Origin of the sequence: Alkalicoccobacillus plakortidis, assembly GCF_023703085.1 — a bacterium.
In the GTDB taxonomy this organism is placed as follows: domain Bacteria; phylum Bacillota; class Bacilli; order Bacillales; family Bacillaceae_D; genus Alkalicoccobacillus; species Alkalicoccobacillus plakortidis.
In genome coordinates this window covers 46,864-72,525 of the sequence record NZ_JAMQJY010000003.1, presented here as the reverse complement: position 1 = coordinate 72,525, position 25,662 = coordinate 46,864, and the positions used below count along the sequence as shown (strand labels likewise).

25 protein-coding genes and 5 pseudogenes are annotated in these 25,662 nt (G+C 39.7%); 17 read left to right on the top strand and 13 right to left on the bottom strand.

Annotated features, from left to right (window positions below; all coding sequences use genetic code 11):
- Window positions 1-65 precede the first annotated feature (65 nt).
- A complete protein-coding gene (locus NDM98_RS17775; protein ID WP_251610537.1) occupies window positions 66-665 on the top strand; it encodes a nitroreductase family protein in 600 nt (199 codons plus the stop codon).
- Window positions 666-1,214: 549 nt separating this feature from the next.
- Here NDM98_RS17775 and NDM98_RS17770 read toward each other — a convergent pair.
- Entirely contained in the window at window positions 1,215-1,913 is a 699-nt protein-coding gene (locus NDM98_RS17770; RefSeq protein WP_251610535.1) for a universal stress protein, read from the bottom strand.
- A gap of 664 nt (window positions 1,914-2,577) precedes the next feature.
- On the opposite strand from NDM98_RS17770, the pseudogene NDM98_RS17765 reads away from it, so the two are divergent.
- From NDM98_RS17765 to NDM98_RS17735, 7 genes and pseudogenes are all read left to right on the top strand, one after another.
- Window positions 2,578-4,990, top strand: a pseudogene (locus tag NDM98_RS17765) (Na+/H+ antiporter subunit A).
- Window positions 4,977-5,402, top strand: a complete 426-nt coding sequence (locus tag NDM98_RS17760; RefSeq protein ID WP_251610533.1) for a Na(+)/H(+) antiporter subunit B — start codon at window positions 4,977-4,979, stop codon at window positions 5,400-5,402. Before NDM98_RS17765 ends, NDM98_RS17760 begins: the two are co-directional and overlap by 14 nt.
- Entirely contained in the window at window positions 5,402-5,740 is a 339-nt protein-coding gene (locus NDM98_RS17755) for a Na(+)/H(+) antiporter subunit C (protein WP_251610532.1), read from the top strand. Before NDM98_RS17760 ends, NDM98_RS17755 begins: the two co-directional genes overlap by 1 nt.
- A complete protein-coding gene (locus tag NDM98_RS17750; protein WP_251610530.1) occupies window positions 5,733-7,214 on the top strand; it encodes a Na+/H+ antiporter subunit D in 1,482 nt (493 codons plus the stop codon). Before NDM98_RS17755 ends, NDM98_RS17750 begins: the two co-directional genes overlap by 8 nt.
- 31 nt (window positions 7,215-7,245) lie before the next feature.
- Entirely contained in the window at window positions 7,246-7,728 is a 483-nt protein-coding gene (locus NDM98_RS17745) for a Na+/H+ antiporter subunit E (protein ID WP_251610528.1), read from the top strand.
- Window positions 7,728-8,012, top strand: coding sequence for a Na(+)/H(+) antiporter subunit F1 (locus tag NDM98_RS17740; RefSeq protein WP_251610527.1), 285 nt, complete (start codon window positions 7,728-7,730; stop codon window positions 8,010-8,012). Before NDM98_RS17745 ends, NDM98_RS17740 begins: the two co-directional genes overlap by 1 nt.
- The gene (locus NDM98_RS17735) at window positions 7,990-8,370 is read left to right on the top strand and encodes a Na+/H+ antiporter subunit G (RefSeq protein ID WP_251610525.1); all 381 of its coding nucleotides are present in this window, start codon (window positions 7,990-7,992) and stop codon (window positions 8,368-8,370) included. The genes NDM98_RS17740 and NDM98_RS17735 overlap by 23 nt, the downstream gene beginning before the upstream one ends.
- Before the next feature lie 40 nt (window positions 8,371-8,410).
- On the opposite strand, the gene NDM98_RS17730 is transcribed toward NDM98_RS17735, so the two are convergent.
- Entirely contained in the window at window positions 8,411-9,220 is an 810-nt protein-coding gene (locus NDM98_RS17730) for a PRC-barrel domain-containing protein (protein WP_251610523.1), read from the bottom strand.
- A gap of 187 nt (window positions 9,221-9,407) precedes the next feature.
- Here NDM98_RS17730 and NDM98_RS17725 point away from each other — a divergent pair, with 187 nt between their 5' ends.
- A complete protein-coding gene (locus tag NDM98_RS17725) occupies window positions 9,408-12,203 on the top strand; it encodes a rhamnogalacturonan lyase family protein (RefSeq protein WP_251610521.1) in 2,796 nt (931 codons plus the stop codon).
- A gap of 52 nt (window positions 12,204-12,255) precedes the next feature.
- Here the strand turns inward: NDM98_RS17725 and NDM98_RS24250 are convergent, their stop codons facing one another.
- The 8 genes and pseudogenes from NDM98_RS24250 to NDM98_RS17700 all read right to left on the bottom strand — a co-directional run bounded on the left by NDM98_RS24250 (window position 12,256) and on the right by NDM98_RS17700 (window position 17,705).
- Window positions 12,256-12,525: a hypothetical protein gene (locus NDM98_RS24250; protein ID WP_307728886.1), complete on the bottom strand. Its 270-nt coding sequence runs from the start codon at window positions 12,523-12,525 to the stop codon at window positions 12,256-12,258.
- 93 nt (window positions 12,526-12,618) lie between these two features.
- A complete protein-coding gene (locus NDM98_RS17720) occupies window positions 12,619-14,004 on the bottom strand; it encodes a glycoside hydrolase family 2 protein (protein WP_307728885.1) in 1,386 nt (461 codons plus the stop codon).
- Between the two features lie 25 nt (window positions 14,005-14,029).
- Window positions 14,030-14,344, bottom strand: coding sequence for a hypothetical protein (locus NDM98_RS17715; protein ID WP_251610519.1), 315 nt, complete (start codon window positions 14,342-14,344; stop codon window positions 14,030-14,032).
- 96 nt (window positions 14,345-14,440) lie between these two features.
- Window positions 14,441-14,533, bottom strand: a pseudogene (locus NDM98_RS24735) (hypothetical protein); the annotation flags it as partial.
- A gap of 2 nt (window positions 14,534-14,535) precedes the next feature.
- On the bottom strand, window positions 14,536-14,664 hold the full coding sequence (locus NDM98_RS23610) for a hypothetical protein (RefSeq protein ID WP_285804060.1): 129 nt from the start codon (window positions 14,662-14,664) through the stop codon (window positions 14,536-14,538).
- 28 nt (window positions 14,665-14,692) lie between these two features.
- Entirely contained in the window at window positions 14,693-15,541 is an 849-nt protein-coding gene (locus tag NDM98_RS17710) for a carbohydrate ABC transporter permease (protein ID WP_251610517.1), read from the bottom strand.
- The gene (locus tag NDM98_RS17705) at window positions 15,538-16,419 is read right to left on the bottom strand and encodes a carbohydrate ABC transporter permease (protein ID WP_251610515.1); all 882 of its coding nucleotides are present in this window, start codon (window positions 16,417-16,419) and stop codon (window positions 15,538-15,540) included. The genes NDM98_RS17710 and NDM98_RS17705 overlap by 4 nt, the downstream gene beginning before the upstream one ends.
- Window positions 16,420-16,442: 23 nt before the next feature.
- Window positions 16,443-17,705, bottom strand: a complete 1,263-nt coding sequence (locus NDM98_RS17700; RefSeq protein WP_251610513.1) for an extracellular solute-binding protein — start codon at window positions 17,703-17,705, stop codon at window positions 16,443-16,445.
- A 250-nt stretch (window positions 17,706-17,955) separates the two neighbouring features.
- Between NDM98_RS17700 and NDM98_RS17695 the strand changes: the two are divergent.
- Both NDM98_RS17695 and NDM98_RS17690 read left to right on the top strand, forming a co-directional pair.
- Window positions 17,956-18,811 (top strand): annotated as a pseudogene (locus NDM98_RS17695) (SDR family oxidoreductase).
- 5 nt (window positions 18,812-18,816) lie between these two features.
- Entirely contained in the window at window positions 18,817-19,335 is a 519-nt protein-coding gene (locus tag NDM98_RS17690) for a P-loop NTPase family protein (RefSeq protein WP_251610512.1), read from the top strand.
- Here the strand turns inward: NDM98_RS17690 and NDM98_RS17685 are convergent.
- Complete coding sequence (locus tag NDM98_RS17685) at window positions 19,332-19,835, bottom strand: GNAT family N-acetyltransferase (protein ID WP_251610511.1); 504 nt, start codon at window positions 19,833-19,835, stop codon at window positions 19,332-19,334. The genes NDM98_RS17690 and NDM98_RS17685 overlap by 4 nt on opposite strands.
- A 16-nt stretch (window positions 19,836-19,851) precedes the next feature.
- A complete protein-coding gene (locus NDM98_RS17680; protein WP_251610510.1) occupies window positions 19,852-20,184 on the bottom strand; it encodes a hypothetical protein in 333 nt (110 codons plus the stop codon).
- A gap of 64 nt (window positions 20,185-20,248) precedes the next feature.
- Between NDM98_RS17680 and NDM98_RS17675 the strand changes: the two are divergent.
- A pseudogene (locus tag NDM98_RS17675) lies at window positions 20,249-21,000 on the top strand (class I SAM-dependent methyltransferase).
- Here the strand turns inward: NDM98_RS17675 and NDM98_RS17670 are convergent.
- Window positions 20,990-21,193 carry a hypothetical protein gene (locus NDM98_RS17670; RefSeq protein WP_251610509.1) on the bottom strand — a complete coding sequence of 68 codons (204 nt, stop codon included), beginning with the start codon at window positions 21,191-21,193 and terminating at the stop codon, window positions 20,990-20,992. The pseudogene NDM98_RS17675 and the gene NDM98_RS17670 sit on opposite strands and share 11 nt — an antisense overlap.
- Window positions 21,194-21,352: 159 nt before the next feature.
- Here NDM98_RS17670 and NDM98_RS17665 point away from each other — a divergent pair, with 159 nt between their 5' ends.
- The 5 genes and pseudogenes from NDM98_RS17665 to NDM98_RS17645 all read left to right on the top strand — a co-directional run bounded on the left by NDM98_RS17665 (window position 21,353) and on the right by NDM98_RS17645 (window position 25,658).
- On the top strand, window positions 21,353-22,411 hold the full coding sequence (locus NDM98_RS17665; RefSeq protein ID WP_251610508.1) for an ABC transporter substrate-binding protein: 1,059 nt from the start codon (window positions 21,353-21,355) through the stop codon (window positions 22,409-22,411).
- On the top strand, window positions 22,408-22,623 hold the full coding sequence (locus NDM98_RS17660) for a hypothetical protein (protein WP_251610507.1): 216 nt from the start codon (window positions 22,408-22,410) through the stop codon (window positions 22,621-22,623). The genes NDM98_RS17665 and NDM98_RS17660 overlap by 4 nt, the downstream gene beginning before the upstream one ends.
- 57 nt (window positions 22,624-22,680) lie before the next feature.
- Window positions 22,681-23,607 (top strand): carbohydrate ABC transporter permease, encoded by a 927-nt coding sequence (locus NDM98_RS17655; protein ID WP_373370424.1) that lies wholly within the window; start codon window positions 22,681-22,683, stop codon window positions 23,605-23,607.
- Window positions 23,608-23,620: 13 nt separating this feature from the next.
- Window positions 23,621-24,463: a carbohydrate ABC transporter permease gene (locus tag NDM98_RS17650; RefSeq protein ID WP_251610498.1), complete on the top strand. Its 843-nt coding sequence runs from the start codon at window positions 23,621-23,623 to the stop codon at window positions 24,461-24,463.
- 120 nt (window positions 24,464-24,583) lie between these two features.
- Window positions 24,584-25,658, top strand: a pseudogene (locus NDM98_RS17645) (Gfo/Idh/MocA family protein).
- Window positions 25,659-25,662: the final 4 nt, after the last annotated feature.

Sequence of the window (25,662 nt, the reverse complement as noted above, 5' to 3'; positions counted from 1 at the left end):
ATTCTTGTATGGAATGTCTATACTAGGATAGATGACAATTGATTAATTAACTGGAGGAATAGAAAATGAGTAAAGATTTCTATCAAGCAATTGAAGATCGTCGTTCGTATTACGCTGTAAGTAAAGAACAAGTTGTTTCAGATGAGCGAATTGTTGAGGTTGTTGAACATGCAGTAAAGCACGTTCCTTCTGCATTTAATTCTCAATCAACTCGTGTCATTGTTCTTTTGGGAGCACAGCACGATAAATTTTGGAACCTAACAACAGAAACACTTCGTAAAGTTGTTCCAGAAGAAAATTTTGCAGCTACCCAAGAGAAAATGGACTTATTTGGAAATGCATATGGTACAGTACTGTTTTTTGAAGACGAAGAAGTAGTAAAAGGACTTCAAGAACAATTTGCACTTTATGCAGATAATTTCCCTGTTTGGTCAGAGCAAACGTCAGGTATGCACCAGTTTGCGGTATGGACTGGTCTTGAGATTGAAGGATTTGGCGCAACTCTACAGCATTACAATCCACTAGTTGATGATGAAGTGAAAAAAGAGTGGAATGTACCATCTACATGGAAGCTAAGAGCACAGATGCCATTTGGTAAACCTGCTGCACCAGTTGGAGAAAAAGAATTTAGTTCACTAAAAGAGCGTGTGAAAGTATATAAGTAAGAAGTTGGAAGAACCGAGGCAAAAGTGAGTGTGCAACAATAGCGAGATCCCGCAGGAGTATTTCTGTGGGATTTTTGTTGTGTTTATATCTATCGTAAATAAATTAGATACGATGATGAGTTTGATTAATCATGCAAATATAGGAGCGCGGGGGCGGGAATCAAGTATGAGGAGACGGAATCAAGGATGAGAGGATGGAATCAAGGATGAGAGGATGGAATCAAGGATGAGAGGATGGAATCAAGGTTGAGAGGACGGAATCAAGGATGAGAGAGCGGAATCGAGGATGAGAGAGCGGAATCGAGGATGAGAGGACGGAATCGAGGATGAGAGGATGGAATCAAGGATGAGGGAGCGGAATCAAGGATGAGAGGATGGAATCGAGGATGAGAGCAATAAATCGATAAAGAGCCCTCCATATCAGTAAAGAGAGCAGGAAATTGCTCTCACTTAGCAGTCAGGAGGGACGACTCCATCGGGTTTAAAACATATCCACTAATCGACAAAAAGCCTCTGAGGATCAACCCTCAGAGGCTTTTTCTTTTCCAATTACTTATTAATTAATTCTTCTTTAAACTTCTCTGTACAGGACTCTACAACTTCTGGTTCTGTGACACTATCATCCGTTACATGTACTTGCATCATTTGATTGTTATTAATGAATTTAAATACACCATTGTTAAAGTCAGTTCCTTGCTCTTTAAAGAAGATTCCTTCAAATAATGCATCTTTAGGGTGAGAAAAGCTTAAGCGATAAGCACCTTCCTTATCCTTAGTAAGATAAGCACGACATCCTTTTTCGTAATGTCCTTCTTCACCTTTTAATGCACGGTCTACTGATACAACATGAAAATCTACGAATGGAATCTCACGAAGTAATACATTCATGAATGACCCTTTTGTGATTTCTTCCCAACGACTCTTAGCTGTTTGACCGATAATAATTTGAGTGATGTGTTTATCACGAGCAACTTCGGCAATAACTTTCACTGCTGGACGTTTTTCGTTGTCGCGAATCATAAATTCCTCAACGTTATTTTCTTCTGCTAATTGCTTCCAACGATCAATATAGTCAGATTTCTCTGCATCAAGCTCATCATATGGTAAAGCATCAATTGTTAAGATATAGAGTGGACAATCAAGCATACTAGCAATTTTAGCGCCGCGTTTAATTAAACGCTCACCGTTTGGTCCATAATATACACAAACAAGAATGCTTTCATCCATTCTTCCTTTGTTTATCTTCATTGTATATTCACCTCGTTATACTTCCATTTAATTATCTATACAAGCCTTTTAGTAAAGCGTTATTTGTACTTAATATACAGCAGTTTCTTAAAACCAATTCAGTATATAATGAAACAATTTATATTTCAATTCATATTTAAAACTTTTATCAAGAAAGACATTCATATGTGAATAATTGGTCAACAAAAGTGGTTGTAGATGTAAGACCTAAAAATTAGGGGGAAATGTTACGATTTTGAGACATGGCGCAAATCTAGTGTCTATAAAGTGCAATCGGTTGTTTTTTATTATATACTTTCTATTGAAGAGTAATGGTTATGCGTATTGATAATTAAATACCCATTTCACCCAGTATTAAACAAGTGCACAAGCCCCTTGTTTAGGTATTGCTTAGGATGCTCCTACTTCCTAAGAGCAGATCCCTGCTCATTAAAATACCATGGTAATGTAGACTGCGCTTAATTTTGCACAGTCCTCTTGGGATGGCCAAATTCAGAGCTTCCACGTGAATTCCATTATTTGCTTACATCATACACCTATACAACATTCAATTCAAGGACTACTTTATATCCAAAATACATTTTTAGATATGAAGTGTGAAACGATAAAAACGTCAGTATCTGAACATTCAGGTGTCCTGGTCGAAACTCTAGGAGGTCATGCTTTGAGCTGGTTAAATTTCGCCATTTTTCTACCGATTTTGTACGCTGTTTTTATTCCTTTTTTCTATAAGAAAGTACCATCAATACATACAGGTTGGTTTGTTTTTCCGATTCCGCTTGTGTTGTTCATCTACTTAACAACCTCTATCCCAGATATAGCGAACGGCGAAACCTTTGAGCACACGGTTTCTTGGATTCCATCGCTTGGTATTAACTTCACCACACTTCTTGATGGACTCAGTTTGATTTTGGCTCTTTTAATAACAGGTGTAGGAAGCCTAGTTATTGTTTATTCAATCTTTTACCTTTCTATGAAGAGAGAGGCGCTTCACAATTTCTACATCTATTTGCTTTTGTTTATGGGTGCAATGCTAGGTGTTGTATTATCAGATAACTTGATGGTTCTCTATCTGTTTTGGGAATTAACAAGTGTATCTTCTTTCCTATTAATTGCGTTCTGGTACCAACGTGACAAATCACGTTATGGCGCACAGAAGTCAATGTTGATTACAGTAACTGGTGGTATATCCATGCTTGCTGGATTCATCATGCTTCAATCGATGGCAGACACGTGGAGCCTTAGTGAAATTATTGATCAGGCAGGCACTCTAACAGATTCTGCATTATTTATTCCAGCTATGTTACTGATTCTGCTAGGAGCATTCACCAAATCGGCTCAATTCCCGTTTCATATTTGGTTACCAGATGCAATGGAGGCGCCTACACCTGTAAGTGCGTACCTTCACTCTGCAACCATGGTAAAAGCAGGGATCTACCTAGTTGCTCGATTTACACCAGTATTTGGTGGAGATGCAACTTGGTTCTGGGTAGTAAGTACAGTCGGTTTAATTACTCTGTTCTGGGGATCATTCACCGCTGTAAGACAAACGGACTTAAAGGCACTACTAGCGTATTCCACCATTAGTCAACTTGGTATGATTATGAGTATGCTTGGGATGGGGTCAGCAGCTTTCTATTTTGCACCAGACTCCAAATCCTTTGAGTATGCGTCTTTAGCTATACTCGCTGCATTGTTCCATCTGATTAATCACTCTACATTTAAAGGTGCACTATTTATGGTAGTCGGAATTGTCGACCATGAAACCGGTACTCGAGATATTCGTAGGCTTGGTGGTTTAATGACCATTATGCCGATTACGTTTACATTTGCTGCAATAGGAAGCTTTGCAATGGTTGGACTGCCTCCTTTTAATGGGTTCCTGAGTAAGGAGATGTTCTTTTCAGCTGTTCTGCAAACAGCAGATATGGGAATCTTTAATATGGAAACCATGGGTCTTTTGTTCCCAATTGTGGCTTGGGTGGCAAGTGTACTAACATTTGTTTATTGTATGATTCTTGTCTTCCGAACGTTTACCGGAAAATACAATCCGGAGAAACTTGAGAAAAAAGCACATGAAGCACCACTTGGGATGTTAATTCCACCGGGAATCTTGGTTTCATTTGTTGTTGTGATCTTTTTCTTCCCGCAGACCCTGGCTGATTATGTGCTGAATCCGGCTGTTCAAGCGGTATTACCGGTTGAAAACGGGCTTTACTACACTGAAATAAAAGCTTGGCACGGATGGAATTTAGAACTTTGGATGACTATAGCTGTTGTTGTCTTAGGTAGTATACTATTTGTTTTCCTTCGTAGTTGGCAGGGCATATATAGCCTATTTCCACGAGAATGGTCCTTTAATACGGCTTATAATGCGATTCTTACGGGATCAGAAAGAGGCTCAGAGAAACTCACTGGTCGATACATGACGGGCTATCTTCGTCACTATCTACTCTACATCTTTGGATTTCTAATTTTAGCCGTAGCAGGGACGATTTTTGCAACAAACGGATTTGTCATTGATACATCAAACGATGCTCAAGTTAATATCTACGAGCTTATTCTCATTGGTATTATCGCAATAGCTGCTGTATCTATCATTTTTGCTAAATCAAGACTTACTGCGATTATTCTAAATGGTGTGCTTGGATATATGGTTGCGATATTCTTTGTTATATTCCGTGCACCAGATTTGGCTTTAACACAGTTGGTTATTGAAACAGTATCTGCGGTCCTTTTCTTACTGTGCTTCTTCTTCCTTCCTGAGTGGAAAAAGGAAGATGTTACACGTAAAGTTAAAGGTTTTAACCTTGTGATTTCTCTTGGTGTAGGAACCGTGGTTACGCTAGTGATGTTATCCATCCAAGGAAATCGATTCTTTGATAGCATCTCAAGTTTCTTTGAAGACGCGTATAAATTAGCTTGGAGGAAAAAATATCGTTAATGCGATTCTTGCTGACTTCCGTGCATTTGATACGATGCTTGAAATTCTCGTGTTATGTATTGCGGGACTTGGTGTATACACACTGATCAAATTAAAATCGTCAGAGGAGGATGATGAACGTGAAAGTAAATGATGTTATTCTGCAAACTGTTAGTAAAGTAGCCACGTTTATCATTCTGACCTTTGGTGTGTATCTCTTTTTAGCTGGACACCATGAGCCGGGAGGAGGATTTATAGGTGGTTTGGTGCTTGCCTCCGCCTTGGTTCTGCTTTATCTTGCATTTGATATTGAAACCGTACAAAAAGGGATCCCGATAAATTACAGATTAATGGCTAGTATTGGTGTGTTAATCTCTGTATGTGCTGGAATTAGTGCGTTATTCTACGGTGCCTCCTATCTAAATCAAGAGTTTGCTTATTTTGATCTCCCGATATTTGGAGAGACAGAGCTGACAACAGTGACGATTTTTGAAATTGGAGTTTCGTTAGCTGTTATCGGCACGGCATTAACAATTATTCTAAGCATAAGTGAGGATGTTAATTAATGGAGACACTTATGGCGTTATTGGTTGGTTTGTTATTCACCGTTGGAACATATATGGTGCTATCAAAAAACATTGTACGTATTATCCTTGGAACAGCGATATTCTCACATGGATCACATCTATTGCTAATTACAATGGGGGGCCTAAAAGGTGGGTCAGCACCGCTATTAGATCAAGGGAATGATGCTTTTGTCGATTCCCTTCCACAGGCGTTAATTTTAACAGCGATTGTTATTAATTTTGGGGTGACAGCGTTTTTCCTTGTATTGGCTTATAGAGGTTATACAGAACTTGGAACAGACGATATGAACCAGCTAAGGGGGAATAAAGATGAATAATCTTGTCATATTCCCAATGCTTATTCCAGTAGTTGCGGGTCTTATCATGATTGTCTTTAGGCGTCAGATTACATTTCAAAAGGTATTGAGTATCCTCTCCGTTTTAGGAATCGCAGGAGTGACAGCGGTTCTTATTAATCAGGTTGCGAATAATGGGATTCAAACGATTCATCTTGGGGGTTGGGAGCCACCATTTGGTATTGTATTTGTAGGTGATATGTTTGCACTTATCCTTGTATTTACAACAGCTCTTGTCTCAATTGCTTGTCTCTTTTATGCCTTTTCTTCAATAGGAAGCAAACGGGAAAAGTATTATTTCTATGCATTTGTCCAATTTTTAGTGGCGGGTGTTATTGGTTCTTTTCTAACAGGAGATTTATTTAACTTATTTGTGTGCTTTGAGGTTATGTTATTAGCATCCTATGTGTTAATTTCACTTGGTGGAGAGAAGGTTCAGTTACGTGAATCTCTTAAATACGTGCTCATCAATGTACTCTCTTCCATGTTGTTCTTGATTTCTGCAGGATTCCTATATGGTGCGGTAGGAACGCTAAATATGGCTCAAATAGCTGAACGAGTTGCTGCTGTAGAGCAAGGTGGCATTCTAACAACCATTGCGATTCTATTCTTAATTGTATTTGGGTTAAAATCAGCTCTATTCTTATTCTTCTGGCTTCCAGGTTCTTATGGGGCACCGCCAACCGCTGTTGCGGCACTGTTTGGTGCATTGTTAACAAAGGTAGGGATTTACGCGTTATTTAGAACATTTACCTTAATGTTTCCGCATGAACCTGCCATTACCCACACATTACTCGGTATTATGGCCGGAGCGACAATGATACTTGGTGGAATAGGTGCGATTGCTTATCAGGATATCAAACGTATCGTATCGTATAATGTGATTGTAGCTGTTGGGTTTATTATTGCGGGACTAGCAATCTTTTCAACACCTTCGATTGAAGGAGCAATCTATTATCTAATTCATGATATGGTTGCAAAAGCATTGTTATTCTTATTAGCAGGAACAGTCATTTGGCTAACGAGTAATGCTTGGTTGAAAAATATTGGTGGATTAATTAGACATTTTCCTGTACTAGGATGGACGTTCTTTCTTGTGGTGCTTGCATTAGCGGGTATTCCACCGCTAAGTGGTTTTATTGGAAAAGTACTGGTGACTCAAGGTGCGATTTCAGAAGGTTCATATGTTTTGGCTGCTATCGCACTAGGATCAAGTATTCTTGTCCTTTATTCTCTTCTTAAGATCTTTAAGAATTCTTTCTGGGGAGAAGCAGTAATGGGAAAAGAAGAAATGATGCCATTAAAGAAAGGTATGTTGCTACCTTGTGTATTTCTTGCATTTCTAAGCCTTGCGCTTGGACTAGGCGTTGAAGGAATTTCAGGATACGTAACACTGGCTGCTGAGGCACTCATGGATCCTTCTATCTATATTGATGCCGTACTTTACAACCAGTAAGCTCACATTTTAAAAGAAAGAAGGTGAAGAATTGCCTATACAGTTATTATTAAATATACTTATCGCTTTATTGTGGGTGTTTTTACAAGATGAAGATGAATTTAAGTTTACAACCTTTATTGCGGGTTTTATAGTGGGCCTTAGTTTAATTTTCATTATGCGACGCTTTTTCCCTACTCCATTTTATTTGAAGAAAGTGATTTCTATTTTTCATCTATTGTATTTGTTTGTTAAAGAATTGATTTTATCAAGCATCCTAATGATAAGGCAAATTCTGCGTCCGAAATTAAACCTTACACCTGGAATATTTAGTTTTGAAACGGAACTGGAAGGTGATATGGAAATTACTTTTTTAGCTCTTCTACTTACTCTTACTCCGGGGTCTGTAGTACTTGAAATTGCAGAAGGTACGAATGTTTTTTATATTCACGCAATGGATATACCAGAATCTATGGACACGGTACTTAAAGCTAAAGGGACTTTTGAAAGAGCAATCATGGAGGTGACACGATAATGTTAGAGATTATTGGTTATATAGCACTGATTTTCTTATCGATTTCAATTATGATTGGACTTTATCGAGTTATAAAAGGACCATCCATGCCAGATCGAGTGATTGCACTTGATACAATAGGGATTAACTTAATATCTGCTGTTGCTGTCATATCAATTACTCTGGATACCGGAGCTTTTCTTGAAGTTATCTTATTGCTAGGTATTCTTTCTTTTATTACAACAGTGGCCTTTTCTAAATTTTTGGAAAGGGGTGTAGTCATTGAGCGTAAGCGGGATAGGTGAAATCATAGCAGCAATTTTAATTCTTCTTGGAACTTTAATGAATGTTATTAGTGCCTATGGATTAATACGTTTGCCAGATGTATACACTCGATCTCATGCTGGGACTAAAAGTGCAACATTAGGTGTACTGTGCACTCTAATTGGGACGTTTGTTTATTTTTGGACAGTGAATAATTTTGTCAGTGTACGATTGATTCTGGGAATTATATTTGTTTTCTTAACAGCACCTGTAGCCGGGCATCTTATTAGTCGAGCCGCTTATCATTCTGGTGTGCCTATGACAGAAACAAGTGTTCAGGATCAGTTAAAAGAGGATATGGAAAAAAGCAAAACGAAAGAATCTTCGAAAAGTGAATAAAAAATAGCCGTCTGGAAATAATCCAGATGGCTATTTTTAGTTACGCTTGATTTTCCCAATATCCTTTACGTGCATAATGAGCATAGAGCTGAGTTTCATGTTCACGAGTAAAAGCTTCATGAAGCTCATAGTCAGGAGCACTTTCAATCAATTCCTTTTCCACGTTAACCGTAATCGTTTTATCTTGCCATGATATATCTGTGATCCACTCTGCGGCAAGGGGAATAGGCTCTCTTGTGAAAACGCCACCTACATCTACAATAATGTAATTAATCGTCCAGTTTTTTTCGTTTAGGATAAAGTCTAATGCTTTGCCGACTTCACCATTTTTGGCATGTATTTTATAACCACGCAAATCAGTAATACTCTGCAAAAGATTGTTTTCACTGTGGTGACTTAGAGCGTCCTGTTCGTAATCAGTTTTGTTGAGTGCTCGATCTCGTCCTGGAGGAGGCATCATTAAACCAGGTGCTGCTGGATACGCGCCCGGTGTTCCCATTCCAGCGCCAGCTCCACCAATTGGAGCTCCCCAATAATGCGTCCAGCCATAGTGATCGCGTAGCTCGGTTTCATATTGACGTGAAACGGGTTCATGTTCGGAAGGTTTAGGACTATTTTTTATTTGTTCTTTTGTTTCATTAATATTAATTAAATCTTTTTCAAGATCTAAGGATGTAACTGCTTCCGGACTAATTAATACCTTACCACCAAAAAACCAAGTACGTGTATCTCCTACAAAATAGCGCAATGTAAATGTATTTGATTCAAAGTAGAGATCTGCAATTGAACCAAGCTCGCCATCCGTTGCATTCATTGAAAAGCTTTCTAGCGTTTTTGCTTGAACAAACATTTTAATCTCCCTCTCGTTTTTGGATTTTTCTATTTGTAGTATATATAACCGCTTTCTTTCGAGATGAAACACACTAAATTTGTATTGTAACAGGTTGGGAAATTTACGTTATCTGATTCATGCAACATTTAAAGGTAGGATTCATGTATAATGAAAGCGCTTAATTAAATTCAGTGGGAGGTTATTTATGTTCAAAAGGCAGGGGAAAGGAATTCTTTTTGGGTTACTTGTTGTGGTTTTGGTCTGTGCTAACATGTCCGGACAAGCTATTGCTAAAAAACAAGAAAAGAAAGATCTCACTGTAACTGAAGTGACTGATTCAAGTGTGTCATTGTCTTGGAAGCAGGTAAAAGGGGCAGATTCGTATAACGTGTATTGGGCAGATAAAGATACGGAGAATATGGAATATCGACTACTTGATAACGTTTCAGAGACTACCTACACCTACGAACGTTCAACGCATATCCCTCATTATTTTAAGATTGTTCCAGTAACAAATGGAGAAGAAGGTGAATTTTCAAATACTGTTCAAACTGATATTAAAAAAATATTTGACCAACAGCTTGAGGATTTGGACCGTGGAGTGGTCGCTGTCTCAACATCTGAAGGTGTATTTTTAAGCTGGAGGCTGTTAAAGCAGGAAGTAGATGGTCATTCTGAGACAGGCTTAACCGGTGTTGATTTTTATGTTTACCGAGATGGAAGCAAAATTGCAGAAGTGACAGACAGCACAAATTACTTGGACGAAGAAGGAACAGCCAGTTTTGAATATACGATTAGAGCCGTGGATCATGGTAAGGAGCTGGATGAAAGTGAGCCAGTAAGTCCGTGGGCAGACGGTTATTATGATTTGCCGTTGCAAAAACCAGCGGATGGGGTAACTCCAGCTGGCGAGTCCTATACGTACCATGCAAATGATATGAGTGTAGGGGATGTTGATGGCGATGGACAATACGAATTTATCGTTAAATGGGATCCATCAAATTCAAAGGACGTCTCTCAAAAAGGCTACACAGGAAATACGTATATTGACACGTATACGTTTGAAGGAGAGTTACTTTATCGAATTGATTTAGGTGTAAATGTTCGCTCTGGAGCACATTATACTCAATTTTTAGTCTATGACTTTGATGGAGATGGAAAAGCGGAAATCATGTTTAAGACAGCACCTGGAACAAAGATACTAACATTTAATGGTAATGGAGAGATTGAAACCGAAGAGTACATCACGATGCCAGAAGAGGATCTATCTAAAGGCTATAGTCATGAAGATGACTACCGAATGAGTTCAGAGGATTATTATCAGCATATCGTTCAGATGTTTATGGAATGGCATGAACATGAGGAGGTAGTGGATGGTAATTGGCAAGCAACACTTGAAGAGAGTTTTGGTATTGACGTTCAATATGAATATCCACTTTCTAAAGAGGATGCTGAGTCGTTAGCTGATTATTTTATGGACGAGTATGCGCCTTCTCGCAGCGGGCGTAATGACCTACGAGACTTTGAAGGCTTTATTGTTGAAGGACCAGAATATTTAACCGTATTTGAAGGAGAGACAGGCAAGGAGTTAGAAACCATTCATTATAAGCCTGGAAGAAGCGATGATGGATTGATGTGGGGAGATTATGCGATGGCTCGCATTGAGCCTGGAAACCGCGTTGATCGTTTTCTAGCAGGGGTCGCCTACCTAGATGGTGAGAATCCATACGCTGTATTTGCTAGAGGATACTACACAAGAACAACACTTGTTTCATATGATTGGGACGGACAGAGCTTAAATGAACACTGGTACGTAGATAGTGGTTGGACACCAATGTCTAATCCATTTAATGATGGTCCACATGGAGTAGATGGGACTGACGAAGAATTTGGAACAATTACAACACAAGGTGCTCACTCTTTGAGTGTTGCTGATGTTGATGGTGATGGGAAGCACGAAATTATCTACGGTGGAGCTACGATTGACCACGATGGCTCCTTGTTATATAGCTCCTTTGACACAATGCCACCAGGAAGTGCTAACCCTGGAGAAGAAGCAAGACTTGGACACGGGGATGCGCTTCATGTAGCCGATGTGAATCCTGATAGACCAGGTTTGGAGAGCTTTATGGTATTTGAAGGCGGTCAATGGGCGCCTTATGGATATGCCTTACGTGATGCTGAATCTGGAGATGTGTTATATGGCGGGTATACGGGTCGAGATACTGGTCGCGGTATGGTTGGTGATGTGAATCCAGACAAGCGAGGCCTTGAAACATGGGCTGTAGGACTATGGACAGCTGACGGAGAGAAACTCAGTGACAGCATGCCGGGTACAAATTTTAATATTAAATGGTCTGGAGATTTAACCACACAAATAGTGAATGGTTCCATTGATCAAACGCCTTCCATTGATGATTGGCAGAAAGGACGATTACTTACGGCAGAAGGCACTAGAACCAACAATTACACAAAAGGTACACCTTCACTCGTTGCAGATGTGTTTGGGGATTTTAGAGAAGAGTTGCTAGTTAGAACAACAGATAGCTCAGCCATACGTATCTACACAAGTACAGAGGTCACGGAGCATAAGCTTTACACATTGATGCATGATACTCAATATCGAACAGGCATCGCATGGCAAAATGTAACCTACAACCAACCATCCTATCCGGGCTTTTATTATGCATCTGATATGGATTGGGAGTATGTACCTGTTCCAGTTGATCAACAGAAAGATTCATTAACTCAACTAGAAGATCGTTTAACCGCTTTTGTTGAATCTGGTGAAGTAGATGAACCACTTTCAAAGACATTGTTTAAAGAGATTGATCGTGCAAAAATTCATGCTGAGCAAGGTTCAGAGAAACAAGTAGTGAGAGGTATGGAGGCCTTTAAAAAGGAACTAAATAAAGAAGAAAATGAACCATATTCATCTCCTGAGGCTAGAGAACAACTAACAAAATGGGTAGACGATGTAATCGAAGACTGGTCAAATTAGATGAAGATAAGCCCCCTGTACAAGGATTAGCTACTGTACAAGGGGCTTTTTCTTATGCTTCGTCTTTTCCAGTTGTGATATGGTGTATTTTCTCAAGAGCTGCTTTGGGTTTTCGATCATAAGTCAATAATCCGTTTATCTCCTGCTCAACATCTGTTAGTTGGGTATAACAAAAGCCTTTAATTAGTGGCGAATGATGGATAGCATCAACCACAGCTTGATAAGCGGATAGGAATTCTTCTTCAGATGAAGCATTGGAATAACCCCAACCATCCCAGTCACTCTGCTTAAAGGAGATTCCGCCAAACTCAGTGACTAACATAGGCTCATCTTGATAATGGTGTCCCGGTGCGTAGATCGTTTTTCCAAGCCGGAAGAAATGCCAGGGCGTTTTCTACTGTTTGATAGCGGGCTTCTAATCGTTCCTGAGAGGCCTCATAGTCATGGATCGTGCATAGATCCGATTTTGTGTGCTCCAGCCATCATTCGACATAACCAGTCTTGTTTGATCAAGTGATTTGGTTAAATAATACATGGTTAAGCTATGGTGCCTTTGTTTTGAGCTCGTTAAAAGGTTTGGCACCCCCAAGCTCTCATTTATAGGTACCCAAGCCACAATACATGGGTGGTTATAATCACGAGCGATGACTTCCTGCCATTCCTTTGAGATCCTTTCTACAGCTACTTCATTAAACGTATAGCTGTTTGCCATTTCGCCCCAGACAAGTAAACCAAGACGATCTGCCCAATAATAATAAAGAGGATCCTCAACCTTTTGATGCTTTCTTGCACCATTAAAGCCTAGTTGCTTAGTGAGCTTAATATCCTGAATTAAATCCTCTTCTGAAGGCGCCGTTAATACTCCATCAGGGAAATATCCCTGATCCAGTACTAGTCTCATGTAATACGGTTTATTATTTAAATGAACTTCACCATTGTGAACAGATATTTTTCTCATTCCAAAATAACTCTGCACTTCATCAATCATTTGATTGTGATGACGCAATGTAAGGGTGACATCAAAAAGGTTCGGGTGCTCTGGACTCCAGAGCCAGTTTTCAAATTCAGTAGCTGCGTGCGTGAGCGAATATTGTCGCGAGCCTTTTTGACTTAGGAGGCCAACAGTATCTTTTATAATGGTTGTTCCTTTAAACGAAATAACAATATCAAGCTGATGGTCCTCTTTTAAGGAATCAATTTGATAATCGATTTTGATTTGCTTTTCATCGATATCTGGTGTGAAGTAAACGTTTGACAGAGACGTTTCTGGTAGCTCTTCTAACCAGACTGACTGCCATATCCCTGTTGTACGTGTATAAAAAATACTTTCAGACTGTTCCTTCCAATATTGTTTACCTCGAGGCTGATCGAGGGCAGTTGAGGAATCATTAGCCTGCACAACCAAGCTGTTTGAACCGGACTTAACTAAATGAGTAATATCAAAGTGGAAGGAGCTATGACCACCCTGATGATATCCAGCAAGCTCTCCATTTATCCAAACCCACGCTTCATAATCAACAGCCCCAAAATGAAGAATGTATCTCGAAGTGCGTTCGGTCTGAAGTAGAAAGGTGCGCTTATACCATACAAGGTCATGAAAGGTCGTATCACCAATACCACTCAAAGCACTTTGATAGGAAAAGGGCACGTGAATCCGTTTAGAAAAAGAATGGTCTTTGTACCACTTTTCTGTCCTTCCTAGATTAGAATCGTCATAATCAAATTCCCACTCACCGTTTAAATTGATCCAATTTTTACGTTGAAACTGAGGGCGGGGGTATTCTGTCCGTAAAATGGTCATGTGGAACACTCCTTGTTTGTTAATGTTAGGTTTGCGGTTCTGTTGCTAGTTGTTTTTGTTCGATACGTTTTATGCCTGAGAGAAACAATTTTACGTTTAGCCATGCTAGTATACTTCCAGAAAAGAAAACAACTGCTGCAGGAATAATGATGAAAAGAGCAAGCAGCAAGGTCGAAGCTAAAATAAAAAGTAAGGCATGAGGGAGCAGTGGAATAGCTAGAGTACTTGTCTTTTTCACTAATTTCCATGTTCCGCCTACAAAATGAACAAATACCGGAAGACTAAAGATCGTCATAAGTAGATAAACAATCAGTAAAGTTGTTAGTATGCTAGCCATCACGTATCCGACAACTGTATTCAAATTTAAAAAGATGATCAGATCAAGGATGAGAACTGTCCCAAAACATATAAATGTATACCCAAATAGGTTGGCGGAACGAAAACAGAGTTTGTACTCCTTCCAAAATTCAGAAGCCAACGAGGAATCTAGTTTTGAATCAGTAAGGTCTCGTCGAATAAGGGTATACATCGCTACTGTGGCTGGAAAAAGCCACAAATGATGAAACCTAGCAAGGAGAATCCAATCCAAAGAATATTCAGGTAAGCTAGTGTCATCAATTGATCACAGAACTGAAGAATTCGTCCTCTTATACCGTCCATTCTTATTCCTCCCTATCTAGGATATTCATTAGCCTTTTATACCAGTAAAACTAATGCCTTTGACAATTTGTTTTTCAAATAATAGAAACGCAATAATGACTGGAAGTGAGGCTAATGCGTTGACAGTCATCGGAAGGATATAGCTTTCTGAGTAGTTGGAATTATACATAGGTATACCAACCGGTAGTGTATATAAGGACTCTGATATGATTGCTAAATACGGCCAAAGGAAGTTATTCCAAGATCCGATAAATGTGAGAATACCAATGGCTGCTAAAGCTGGTTTAGCTAGTGGTAGGACTATGTTCCAGAACAGACGAATGTCACTACATCCATCAATTTGTGCACTCTCAATCACCTCATTAGGCACCCCATCGAAGAAGCTCTTTAATATAATTACACCTAAAGGAGCAGCGATCATCGGTAGAATTAATCCACTATACGTATCTAACAGATTTAAGGCACCAATAATCTCATAGAGGGGAATAATCATTGCTTCCCCTGGAACCATTAAACCAGGAATAAAAAAAACAAAGAGCGCACGGCGATAACGAAATTTCATTTTTGAGAGAGCAAAAGCAGCGAGAGAAGTCAGAACTAACGTTAGCGCTGTTGTGATGATGCCAATTATAAAGCTGTTCCAGACCCACAAGAAGATATCACTTCCGCCGATAATATCGATGTAATTCACAAAGGTATAGGGTGGTAAGAACCACTCAAGCGGTGAGGATGCTGGCTGACTCTCAGGTTTTAATGATACAAAGACCATCCAAATAATCGGAAACAAAAATAATAATGTGACAAACAAAGCTAGTGCGACTTTTGGTAGTCTTAGTGGATCTCGTTTCTTTGATAGCATGGTATCTGGCTGACTCATATCATTCGTCCCCCTTTACCACCCATACGTAGTTGAATGAGTGAGAGAATAAGCAATACTACAAATAACAGATAAGACATCGCAGCGGCGTAACCTAAATCGTATCTCTCAAACCCCATCTCATAGATATAGAGAATAATTGGACGAGTGGATGTTCCTGGTCCCCCATTTGTGATGAGTAGAATTTGACCAAATACTTTAAAAGAAGCCAAAACTTGAAGTAAGAGAATGACTCTTGTAATAGGTAGAAGTTGTGGAATCGTAATTTTCCAAAACATCATGAAACGAGTGGCCCCATCCACTTCCGCTGCTTCATAAAGGTCATCTGGGATGTTTTGCAGAGAAGTCAGAAACAAAATCATATTAAATCCTACCGTCCACCACAAAGTGACCCCAATGATACTCACCCATGCAAGTGAAGGCTCTGCAAGCCAAAAGGGTTCCATATCTAGTCCCAAAGCCTGTATAAGATTGTTCACCACTCCCGTATAGGGCTGTAGCATAAAAATGGCTACATATGAAATAACAGATACAGACAAAATACTAGGAATAAAAAATGCTCCACGAATTAAGGTGCGAAATCGAGTATTTAAATTCGCTAACAGTGCTAAAAATAAAGCTAATATGACCATTGTTGGAGTAGAGAGGACAACGAATAGCGATGTGTTTCTAAATGCTTCCCAAAAGTTTGGATCAACTAGAACATTTCGATAATGCTCCAGGCCAACAAAATCCTGTTTCTCAATCAATGTCCAATTAAAAAAACTCATTTGCATTCCTTTGAAAATTGGGTAGATCGTAAAAGCCAAATAAGCAATAAGAAAAGGCAAGATAAAAGGCAGTGGACGTAGCTCATTTTTCCAGGATCGCTTATTCATTAAAACACCTCCTTAATAGTAAATTAGCGGATGGTGATTTCCAGATCATTTATCATTTTCTCAATTCCTTGCTCTGGAGTTAATCTGCCAGACATGATCTCGTCAAGACTTCTAATCATATCTGTTTCAGCAGCACTCTGATAGATTGTCTGATCGGTATAAACAATGTCAGGTGAGATTGATGCGTAGTCAGAGCGATATGGTAGCTCCTGATATTCTTCTGATTCCACGATCTTTGGCATTGATGGAATGTGACCTGCCTCTGCCCATTTAAGACCACTATCACTGACAAATTTGATGAATTCAATTTTTGCACGTTGTCTTTCATCAGTTGTTTCATTTTTGATCGGCATAATTAGCGTATGTGAGTCGCCTTGTGCAGCCTCTACATCAAATAGCTGAGGAAATGGAACGGCTGTAAATGGTAGTTCAGCATTTTCCCAGATCCCAGTTCCCCATACTCCAGTCATTAAGCTAAAAGCATTACCTGATTGGAAGGTTTCATAAGGGTCACTCAAATGCATAGGAATAATATCCCCATAAAAGCTAAGAATGTAGTCTGCAGCTTGAACAGCAATGTCTTGATCTAATGTAATCTCTGGGTTTGTTAAGTCATCCGAAAAGATAGGAGTGCCACCCATTTGATAATAAGTTGTCCACCACCAACGATAGGTGTCTAATCCTCCAGTAGGGTTAGCGATCGCTGTTTTATCAGGAAGAGCCTCTCGAGCCTCAAGGAAGAAATCGCGGAATCCATCTGGTGTTTGTTCAAATTGGGGATTACCATCTTCATCTAAGAGGTCTGCTTCATCAGCAAGCTCCGTGTTAATATAGAGAATGAATGGATGTGAATCGATAGGAACTGCGTGGTAGTCTCCTTCCACTTCCATAGCATCCCGAAGGTTTTCATAGAAGTCATCGAAGTTTAAGCCAACTTCATCTGAGTAGTCATTTAGTGGAGTTGTTAAGCCTTGATTCACTAACTCTGGTAATACCGCTGCATGAGAAACGGCGATATCTGGACCTCGATCGGCTGCAACACTTGTTACAAGCTTTGTGTAATAATCGTCGAAGTCTTGGAGAATGATATTTACATAGATTTCATCTTGAGACTCATTAAATTCAGTAACGATTTCCTGCATATAGCTTAAGTCACCACCACCAAATAAAACCCAATAATTAAGTTGCATTCGACCATCACTTGTCGTTTGTTCAGTTTGATTACAGGCAATTAAAAGAAATAATAGTAAGCTATAAACAACGAATCCCTTTTTTCTATTCATCATACAAGGAGCTCCTTCCTAGATCTTTTTATAGAAAGCGCTTTCAAATATCTATATAAAAAAACAAGCCATCCTATTCGTATAAATTTGTATCTATAAAACGGAAACCCTTAATTTATACGTACCACTTTACCACCAGCTAATTTGTAAGTCAATTTAGAATTTCCAGATCTTTGAGTGTTTTTTGTATTCAATGAATGAATTTCTAAGGTAATATAGAAAGAGAACGAGTGTTGAGAAGGGTGTGGTTGATATGAATAAAAAAGTAGCAATTGTCACCGGTGCAAATTCTGGAATGGGGCTGGCTACTTCTGTTGCCATGGCGAACCAAGACATACATGTCATCATGCTCTGTAGAAGTGAGCAACGTGGAAAAGAAGCGTTAAAAAAAGCTAAGCAGCAACTGACAAATGGTTCGGTTGAATTACAGCTGTGTGACTTGGCTTCTTTGCAGGATATCCGCGCGTATGCAAAACGATTTCTCGAATCCGAGCAACAGTTAGATATTTTTATAGCTAATGCAGGAGTTGTATCAACAAAACGACAGGAGACGGCAGATGGCTATGAATCGATGTTAGGTGTTAATCATCTTGGACATTTTCTACTTATTCAATTATTGCTTGGAAAAATCAAAGAGTCCTCTGATGGTCGAATCGTCATTGTTTCATCAGGTGCACATAAATGGGGCAAGCTTGGACTTTGATAATCTTCAATTAACATCGGGATTTAATGTGATGAAGGGCTATGGACAATCCAAGTTAGCCAATGTTCTTTTTGCTAGAAAGCTGGCAAAAGAGTTGAAAGGAACAAGTGTGACTGTAAATGCTACCCACCCTGGTGCAGTTGCAACAAATCTAGGAGTGAACCGGGATACGGGATTTGGAAAAGCGATTCATCGTGTGCTTAAGCCGGTTTTTCTTACCCCCGAGCAAGGTTCAAAAACAGCTGTTTATCTTGCTACAAGTTCAGAACTAGATAGAGTAACAGGGGAGTATTTTGTAAAAGAAAAACAAGCGCCGATCTCAAAGCGTGCAGCTGATGACGAACTTGCCGAGAAGCTATGGGATTGGAGTATGGAAGAGAGTGGACTAACAAAGGCAAAGGAATGATAGCGATGCAAAGAATTATGGTTGTAGGTGCATCAGCCGGAGCAGGTAAGTCAACATTTGCTAGGCAATTATCTGAAAAGCTTCACATACCGGTTCATCATTTGGATACGATGTATTGGAAGCCGGACTGGATTGAAGAGGATAAGGCCATCTTTATTGAGAAGCAACAAGAGATTGTTCAGACACACAGCTGGATTATTGAAGGGAATTATAGCTCAACATTTGAGGGGCGAGTAAATAGGGCTGATACAATTATCTATATTGATCAGCCATTATTAATATGTCTCTATCGTGTCGTAAAAAGAAGGTTTATGTACCATGGGAAATCAAGACCAGACTTAACAAAAGGGTGTAGGGAGCAGCTAGACCCTGGATTCCTTTGGTACATTCTAAAAACCTATTATCCACGAAAAAGAACAATGAAAAATAGACTTGCTGAATTTGAACTCAAAAGGAAACAAAATCGAGTGCATATCCTTACAAGAACAAAAGAGATAGAACACTTCCTAGAACAACTGAATTAGACATTAGCTGCGTGCATCTCAAATTGTTGAATATAGTCTACTAGACCGATTTTGTTCAGAAATTCTAAAGTAACTGTATCTATTTTGTCGATGTTTATGATCTTGATTTCAGAATGTTGCTTTGAAATCGCTTTAAATAGTGTTGTTCCATATCCTTGTCGACGTTTTTCGTGTAAAACTCCAAACTGCTTGATCAGTCCAGTTGCAGAATGAACAACAGCATATCCGCACGTTTTATCGTTATCTTGAATGAAATAGATCGTATAAGCTTGGATATTTCGATGAATCGATTCTATTGAATTTTCCCAGGAAGGTTGAAAACTCCAAAACGAAGGATGATCCAATTGAGAAAACTCTTCAGGTGACGCATAAGCAATGAGGCCTTTTTGAACATGTTTTTCGGGTGGTTGAACACGTCCTTTAAAACTATGGAACTCTCTAGCAATCTCAAACCCTACTGATTGATACGCTCTAATAGCCTTATCATTCGATTGAATCACCTCAAGCATTCTCGTTTTAATGCCACTCGCTAAGAGGATTGGGCTTGGCGTAGTTGTAGAGCTGTGCGATAAGTCGTTGCCCCCGGTAGTCTGGAATAACACCTGTACCTACATTAAACACCGTTGAGGGCTTGTATGAATGATCCGTGCAATGCATGATAAACGCAACTAAACGATTTTGTGAATCAAAAGCTCCAAAGGAAAGGGAATAATCAATGCCAGCAGCATAAAACCGATCCTTAAGCTGTGATGTCTCTAAGTGCATCGGAATGATGTAATCAGAAAAAGCAAAATTAAAGCAATTTGTAAGATCGTTTATATCTACATTTGTTAAACTTCTACATTCCATAGAATCACCTCTGTATAAGATCATACGTCTGAAAATAAAAATATACAATTAGGAGGCATCGCCCATGGAACAGAACTTTCTAAACGATTTAAAAGCATCAGAAGAAACATTTCAAGGTTGGGATTTTTCGTACATATCGGAAACAGGTAGAGCTAGTTCATCCATTCTTACGTGGTCATACGGTAGCTTTGTTCGAAAAGAGATGGCTGCAGTAAAAAGTATGTTAGATATGGGAACAGGCGGAGGGGAACTATTAAGCTATTTTCAGCCATTCCCACCAATTGTTAAAGCAACAGAAGGATACAAGCCTAATGTTGCAATTGCCAAAAAACGACTCGAACCGTTAGGAGTCTCAGTTTATGAAATAGAAAATGACGATGATCTTCCATTTGAGGAGCAAGAATTTGAATTGATTGTGAACAAGCATGAATCCTTTGACGCAAATGAAGTTTACAGAATTCTAAAGCAAGGAGGAACATTTATTACTCAGCAAGTTGGTGGAGACGACTGCTTTGAGATCAATGAGTGGTTTGACACACCATTAACATATGATGGATGGAATCTAGCAATTGCACAGAAGCAACTAGAAGACGCTTGGATTTGACGTTACATATGCAAAAGAAGAGTACCCGATTCAGCGATTCTACGATTTAGGAGCACTCCTCTATTATTTAAAAGCCATTCCATGGCAGCTCGAAAACTGGAACCAAAACGATCACACGGAAAAACTATATGATATTTATCAGCAGATCAGTCGACACGGCTTTATAGATGTAAGCCAGGCATCGATTTATACTTAGATGCGTTAAAAAGTAATGGAAAAGCCTGCCCAGGCTTTTTTGTTTGTGGTGCGGGGATGAGGTGCGCGGAAAAGCTGAAAATGCGCGGGAATTGGGGTGCGGTGCGCGAAAAAGCTGAAAATGCGCGGGGAATGGAGTAAGGTGCGCGGGAAATCTGAAAAATGCTCAAAATCCTCGCCCGCATGCTCAAACAATTTAAAAATACTCATAAATAAAGCTCCAATGGGCAAAAAATAAAAAAATCCATGAAAAACTTATTTTCCCCCGCAGCCAGCCACCAAACTTCAAATAAGTTTAATCATATTCTGAAAATCCCAGCGTACAATGACAATATGTAAGCGCTTTCTTTTAAAAGGGGGATAAAGAAAATGAGAAAAGTTTGGCGTAAATGGATCTTCGGCTCGGTCATATTAGCAAGTGCAGCTGCGTTGTCTGCATGTGGTGGTGGGGAAGAGAAAGCGGATGATGGTCAAGTGGAATTGACGATCTGGCTATGGAACAACATGGGGATCGAGGGCTTGATTAATCAGTATGCGGAGGAGCACGATTTAAAAGTAAATATCCAAACGGCTGATTTTAATGATGTTCATAACAACCTAACTACAGCTCTTGCTGCTGGAAGTGGTGCACCTGATATCTCGGCGATTGAGGTAAAAGGGATTGATAAAATGAAGGCGAATCCTGATCACTTCCATAATTTATTAGATTATGGGGGAGCAGATGTAGAAGGCGATTATCTTGATTGGAAATGGAAGCAGGCACTTTCAATTGATGAACAGTATCTTTTAGGGCTTCCAACTGATATCGGCCCTCAGGCATTGGCTTATCGGTTAGATCTTTTTGAGGAAGCTGGTCTTCCAACAGATCGTGATGAAGTTGCAGAGCTGTTAAAGACTTGGGATGAATTTATCTCAGCTGGTGAGCTGGTGAAGGAAAAGACAGGTAAGGCGTTTCTTCCTAATCCGGGCAATATGTATGCCGTGATAGAGGGTCAAGGCGATGCAAAGTACTTTGATGCTGAGGGGAATATCATTGTTGAGGATAACCCTGCTATTCATAGAGCGTACGATTACGCGATGGAGGTCATTGAAAAAGGCTTAACGACAAACATGGAAGATGGAAGTACGGAGTGGTCAGCAGGTTTGTTAAACGGTGACTTTGCGACGGTAGTAGCTCCAGCTTGGCGGATGACACAAATTCAAGAGAGTGCTCCTGATGCTGCGGGGCTTTGGGATATTACGCAAATTCCAGAGGGGTCAGGAAATATGGGCGGATCGTTTTTGACGGTTCCAAAAGAATCGAAGCATCCGCAAGAAGCGTATGACTTGATTGAGTGGGTGCTAGCCCCTGAGCAGCAATTGACGGTTTTTAGAGAGCTTGGAAATTTCCCGTCTACCCCATCTGTATATGGATCGGAGGAGCTGTGAATTACACAAGTGAATACTTTAATGATGCACCAGTTGGACAAATTTACTCAGAAGCGGCTGAGCGGGTTACACCTATTTTAGAAGGACCAGAATCGATTCAAATTGAGAAAATTTTAAGTGACGCGATCATAAGAGTACAGGATGGTCAGGATACACCAGAGTCTAGCTGGGATGCTGCGATGAATAGTTTGGAGCGAGAAATCGGTCGATAATCTATGTCAGAAAGGGTGCCATCTTGGACGGTGGCCCCTTTACAGATGTAAGGAGGAATGGTGATGAAGGTAAGTAATGCAACCAAACCAAAGAAGCTTATGACCCAAAGTAAAAGGGATCATATTTCAGCTTATCTATATATCTCTCCTTTTTTTCTATTATTCGGTGTGTTCGGTGTGTTTCCAATCCTGTTTACCGCTTATATCTCTTTTCATAAATGGAACATACTTGGGACAAAAGAGTTTGTTGGATTTACGAATTATCAGTGGCTACTGACAGATCCGCTGTTTTGGAAGGCTCTAGGAAACACAATGAGTATCTGGTTAATGTCCACCATTCCGCAGCTTGCTCTAGCACTTGTATTAGCCTTTGTTCTAAATCAAGCCTTGTTAAAAGGGCGCCATTTTTTTAGACTAGCTGTGTTTTTGCCAAATATCACATCTGTTGTTGCGGTTGCGATTGTGTTCGATTCTATCTATGGTCAGCATTATGGCATTATTAACTATTTGCTTTCACTTGTTGGTGTAGATCCAATCAATTGGAAAGCATCTATATTAGGAACGCATATTGCCATTTCAAGCATGGTCCTTTGGCGGTGGGTTGGATACAATTCGATTATTTATCTTGCAGCCTTACAAAGTATTCCAAAGGATTTATATGAAGCAGCAACGATTGATGGAGCAAGTAAAAGGCAACAATTCTTGTTTATCACCATACCGATGATTCGCCCAATGATCATATTCACCGTGATTCTTTCAACAATTGGAGGCATGCAGATTTTTGCAGAACCACAGACATTCTCAGGAATGGGTGGGGGAGCTATGAATCAGGGCTTAACACTTACTTTGTATTTATATGAGGAAGCATTTATCAGAAATTCATTTGGATATGCATCAGCTATCGCATGGTTATTATTCCTGATTATAGTGTTGTTCTCTTTATTAAATCTGTTTGTGACGCGAAAAATCAAATCTGCTGATTAAGGATGTGATTATTATGAGGGAAGTCGGAAGTAAACCTTACAGCGTTGGAAAAATAGGCTTATACACAACCTTAGTTTTCTTCAGTTTATGTGCATTGTTTCCTTTATACTGGATGTTTGTTATTGGTTCGAATCATACATCTGCAGTTAGCCAGTTTCCACCGGCAGTGTTGCCTGGTACCGAATTCTTTGTCAATGCGGGTAAGGTTTTTACAAATATTAATTTTCTTCAGGCTTTGTTTAATACCTTTATCGTAGCAACCTTGATTACGCTCTCTGTGCTCTTCTTTTGCTCTTTAGCTGGTTTTGCATTTGCCAAGTTGAAGTTTAAAGGACGCAATGGATTATTCATCTTTGTTCTTGCAACAATGATGGTACCGGCACAGCTAGGATTAATTCCTTCCTATATGATCGTTAGTCAGCTAGGTTGGATCAATACGTTAACGGCTTTGATTGTGCCAGCTATGGTCAATGCTTTTGGTGTGTTTTGGATGAGGCAATATATCTCGTCAGCTGTTCCTGATGAACTAATTGATGCTGGACGTATGGATGGCTGTTCAAATTTCCGATTGTATTGGACAGTGATCTTACCTATTCTCCGCCCGGCACTTGCTACCCTAGGATTAATTACGTATATGAATGTATGGAATGACTTCTTATGGCCATTAGTTGTTCTAAAGGATCGAAGTGTTCACACCATACAGGTCGCATTAAAAACATTGAATGGTACGTATTCACAAGATTATAGTATGGTATTAAACGGTACTTTCCTAGCTACACTTCCGCTACTTGTTATTTTTCTACTATTTAGCAAGCAGGTTATTGCAGGGATAACAGAAGGTGCGATAAAAAGTTAATTAAATTAAAGAGGTAAAAGTATTATACATTCTCATAAAAAAAGGTAGAATGATAGCGTATACACGTATTGGTAAATCGAATTCTGTAAGCGGTTTATTTTGTAGAGGAGAGTGAGTTGAATGCAAAAAGCCAGAGTAGGAATTGTTGGCTGCGGCACGATTAGTGATATTTATTTGCAAAATTGTGCATCGGACGAATTTGTTGAGATTGTAGCTTGCAGTGATTTAAATGAAGTGGCAGCTAGAGAAAAGGCAAAAGCCTATAACATTACGAAAGTGCTTACACCAGATGAGCTATATGCGGACCCTGATATTGATATGGTTTTAAACCTAACGATACCTGCGGCTCATGCAGAGGTTTCGCTTAAAGCCTTACAAAATGGCAAGCATGTTTTTCTTGAAAAACCACTGTCAATCTCGTTGCAGGATGCAGAGCAAATTCTCGAGGTTGCTAAGGAGAAAGGACTGCAAGTTGGTGTAGCTCCTGATACGTTTCTTGGTGGAGGTTTGCAAACATGCCGTAAATTGATTGATGATGGCTCAATTGGCAAACCTGTAGCAGCAACAGCTTTTATGATGTCACATGGTCCTGAAAGCTTGGCATCCGAATCCTTACTTTTATTATCAGGAAGGAGCCGGCCCACTTTTTGATATGGGACCCTATTATCTTACAGCTTTAATCCATCTCATTGGTCCATTCCGCCGGGTTACTGGATCTGCACAATCAGCGTTGCAGGAGAGAGTGGCAACTAGCCCTGAACGTAATGGGGAATTGATCCCAGTCAATACGCCTACCCACGTAACCGGAGTTATTGACTTTGAAAATGGAGCAGTTGGTACTCTGATTATGAGCTTTGATGTTTGGGGAGCAACTCTGCCGTGGATCGAAATCTACGGTACTGAAGGCACTTTGCGTGTACCAGATCCTAATACCTTTGGTGGACCTGTATATATCAAAAAAGCAGGGGAGTTAGACTGGACCGAACTAGCTTTAACTCATGATCACACCGAAAATGAACGAGGTCTTGGATTAAAAGATATGGCTAGAGCAGTCGTTACAGGTAGCCCAACTCGAGCGTCTGGAGAGATGGGATATCATGTGCTCGAAGCTATGCATGGCTTTTACACGGCTTCTGCAACGAATCAGCATTATGCGATGCAGAGTCAGTGCAGTCGACCAGCACCTGTAGAATAAGAAA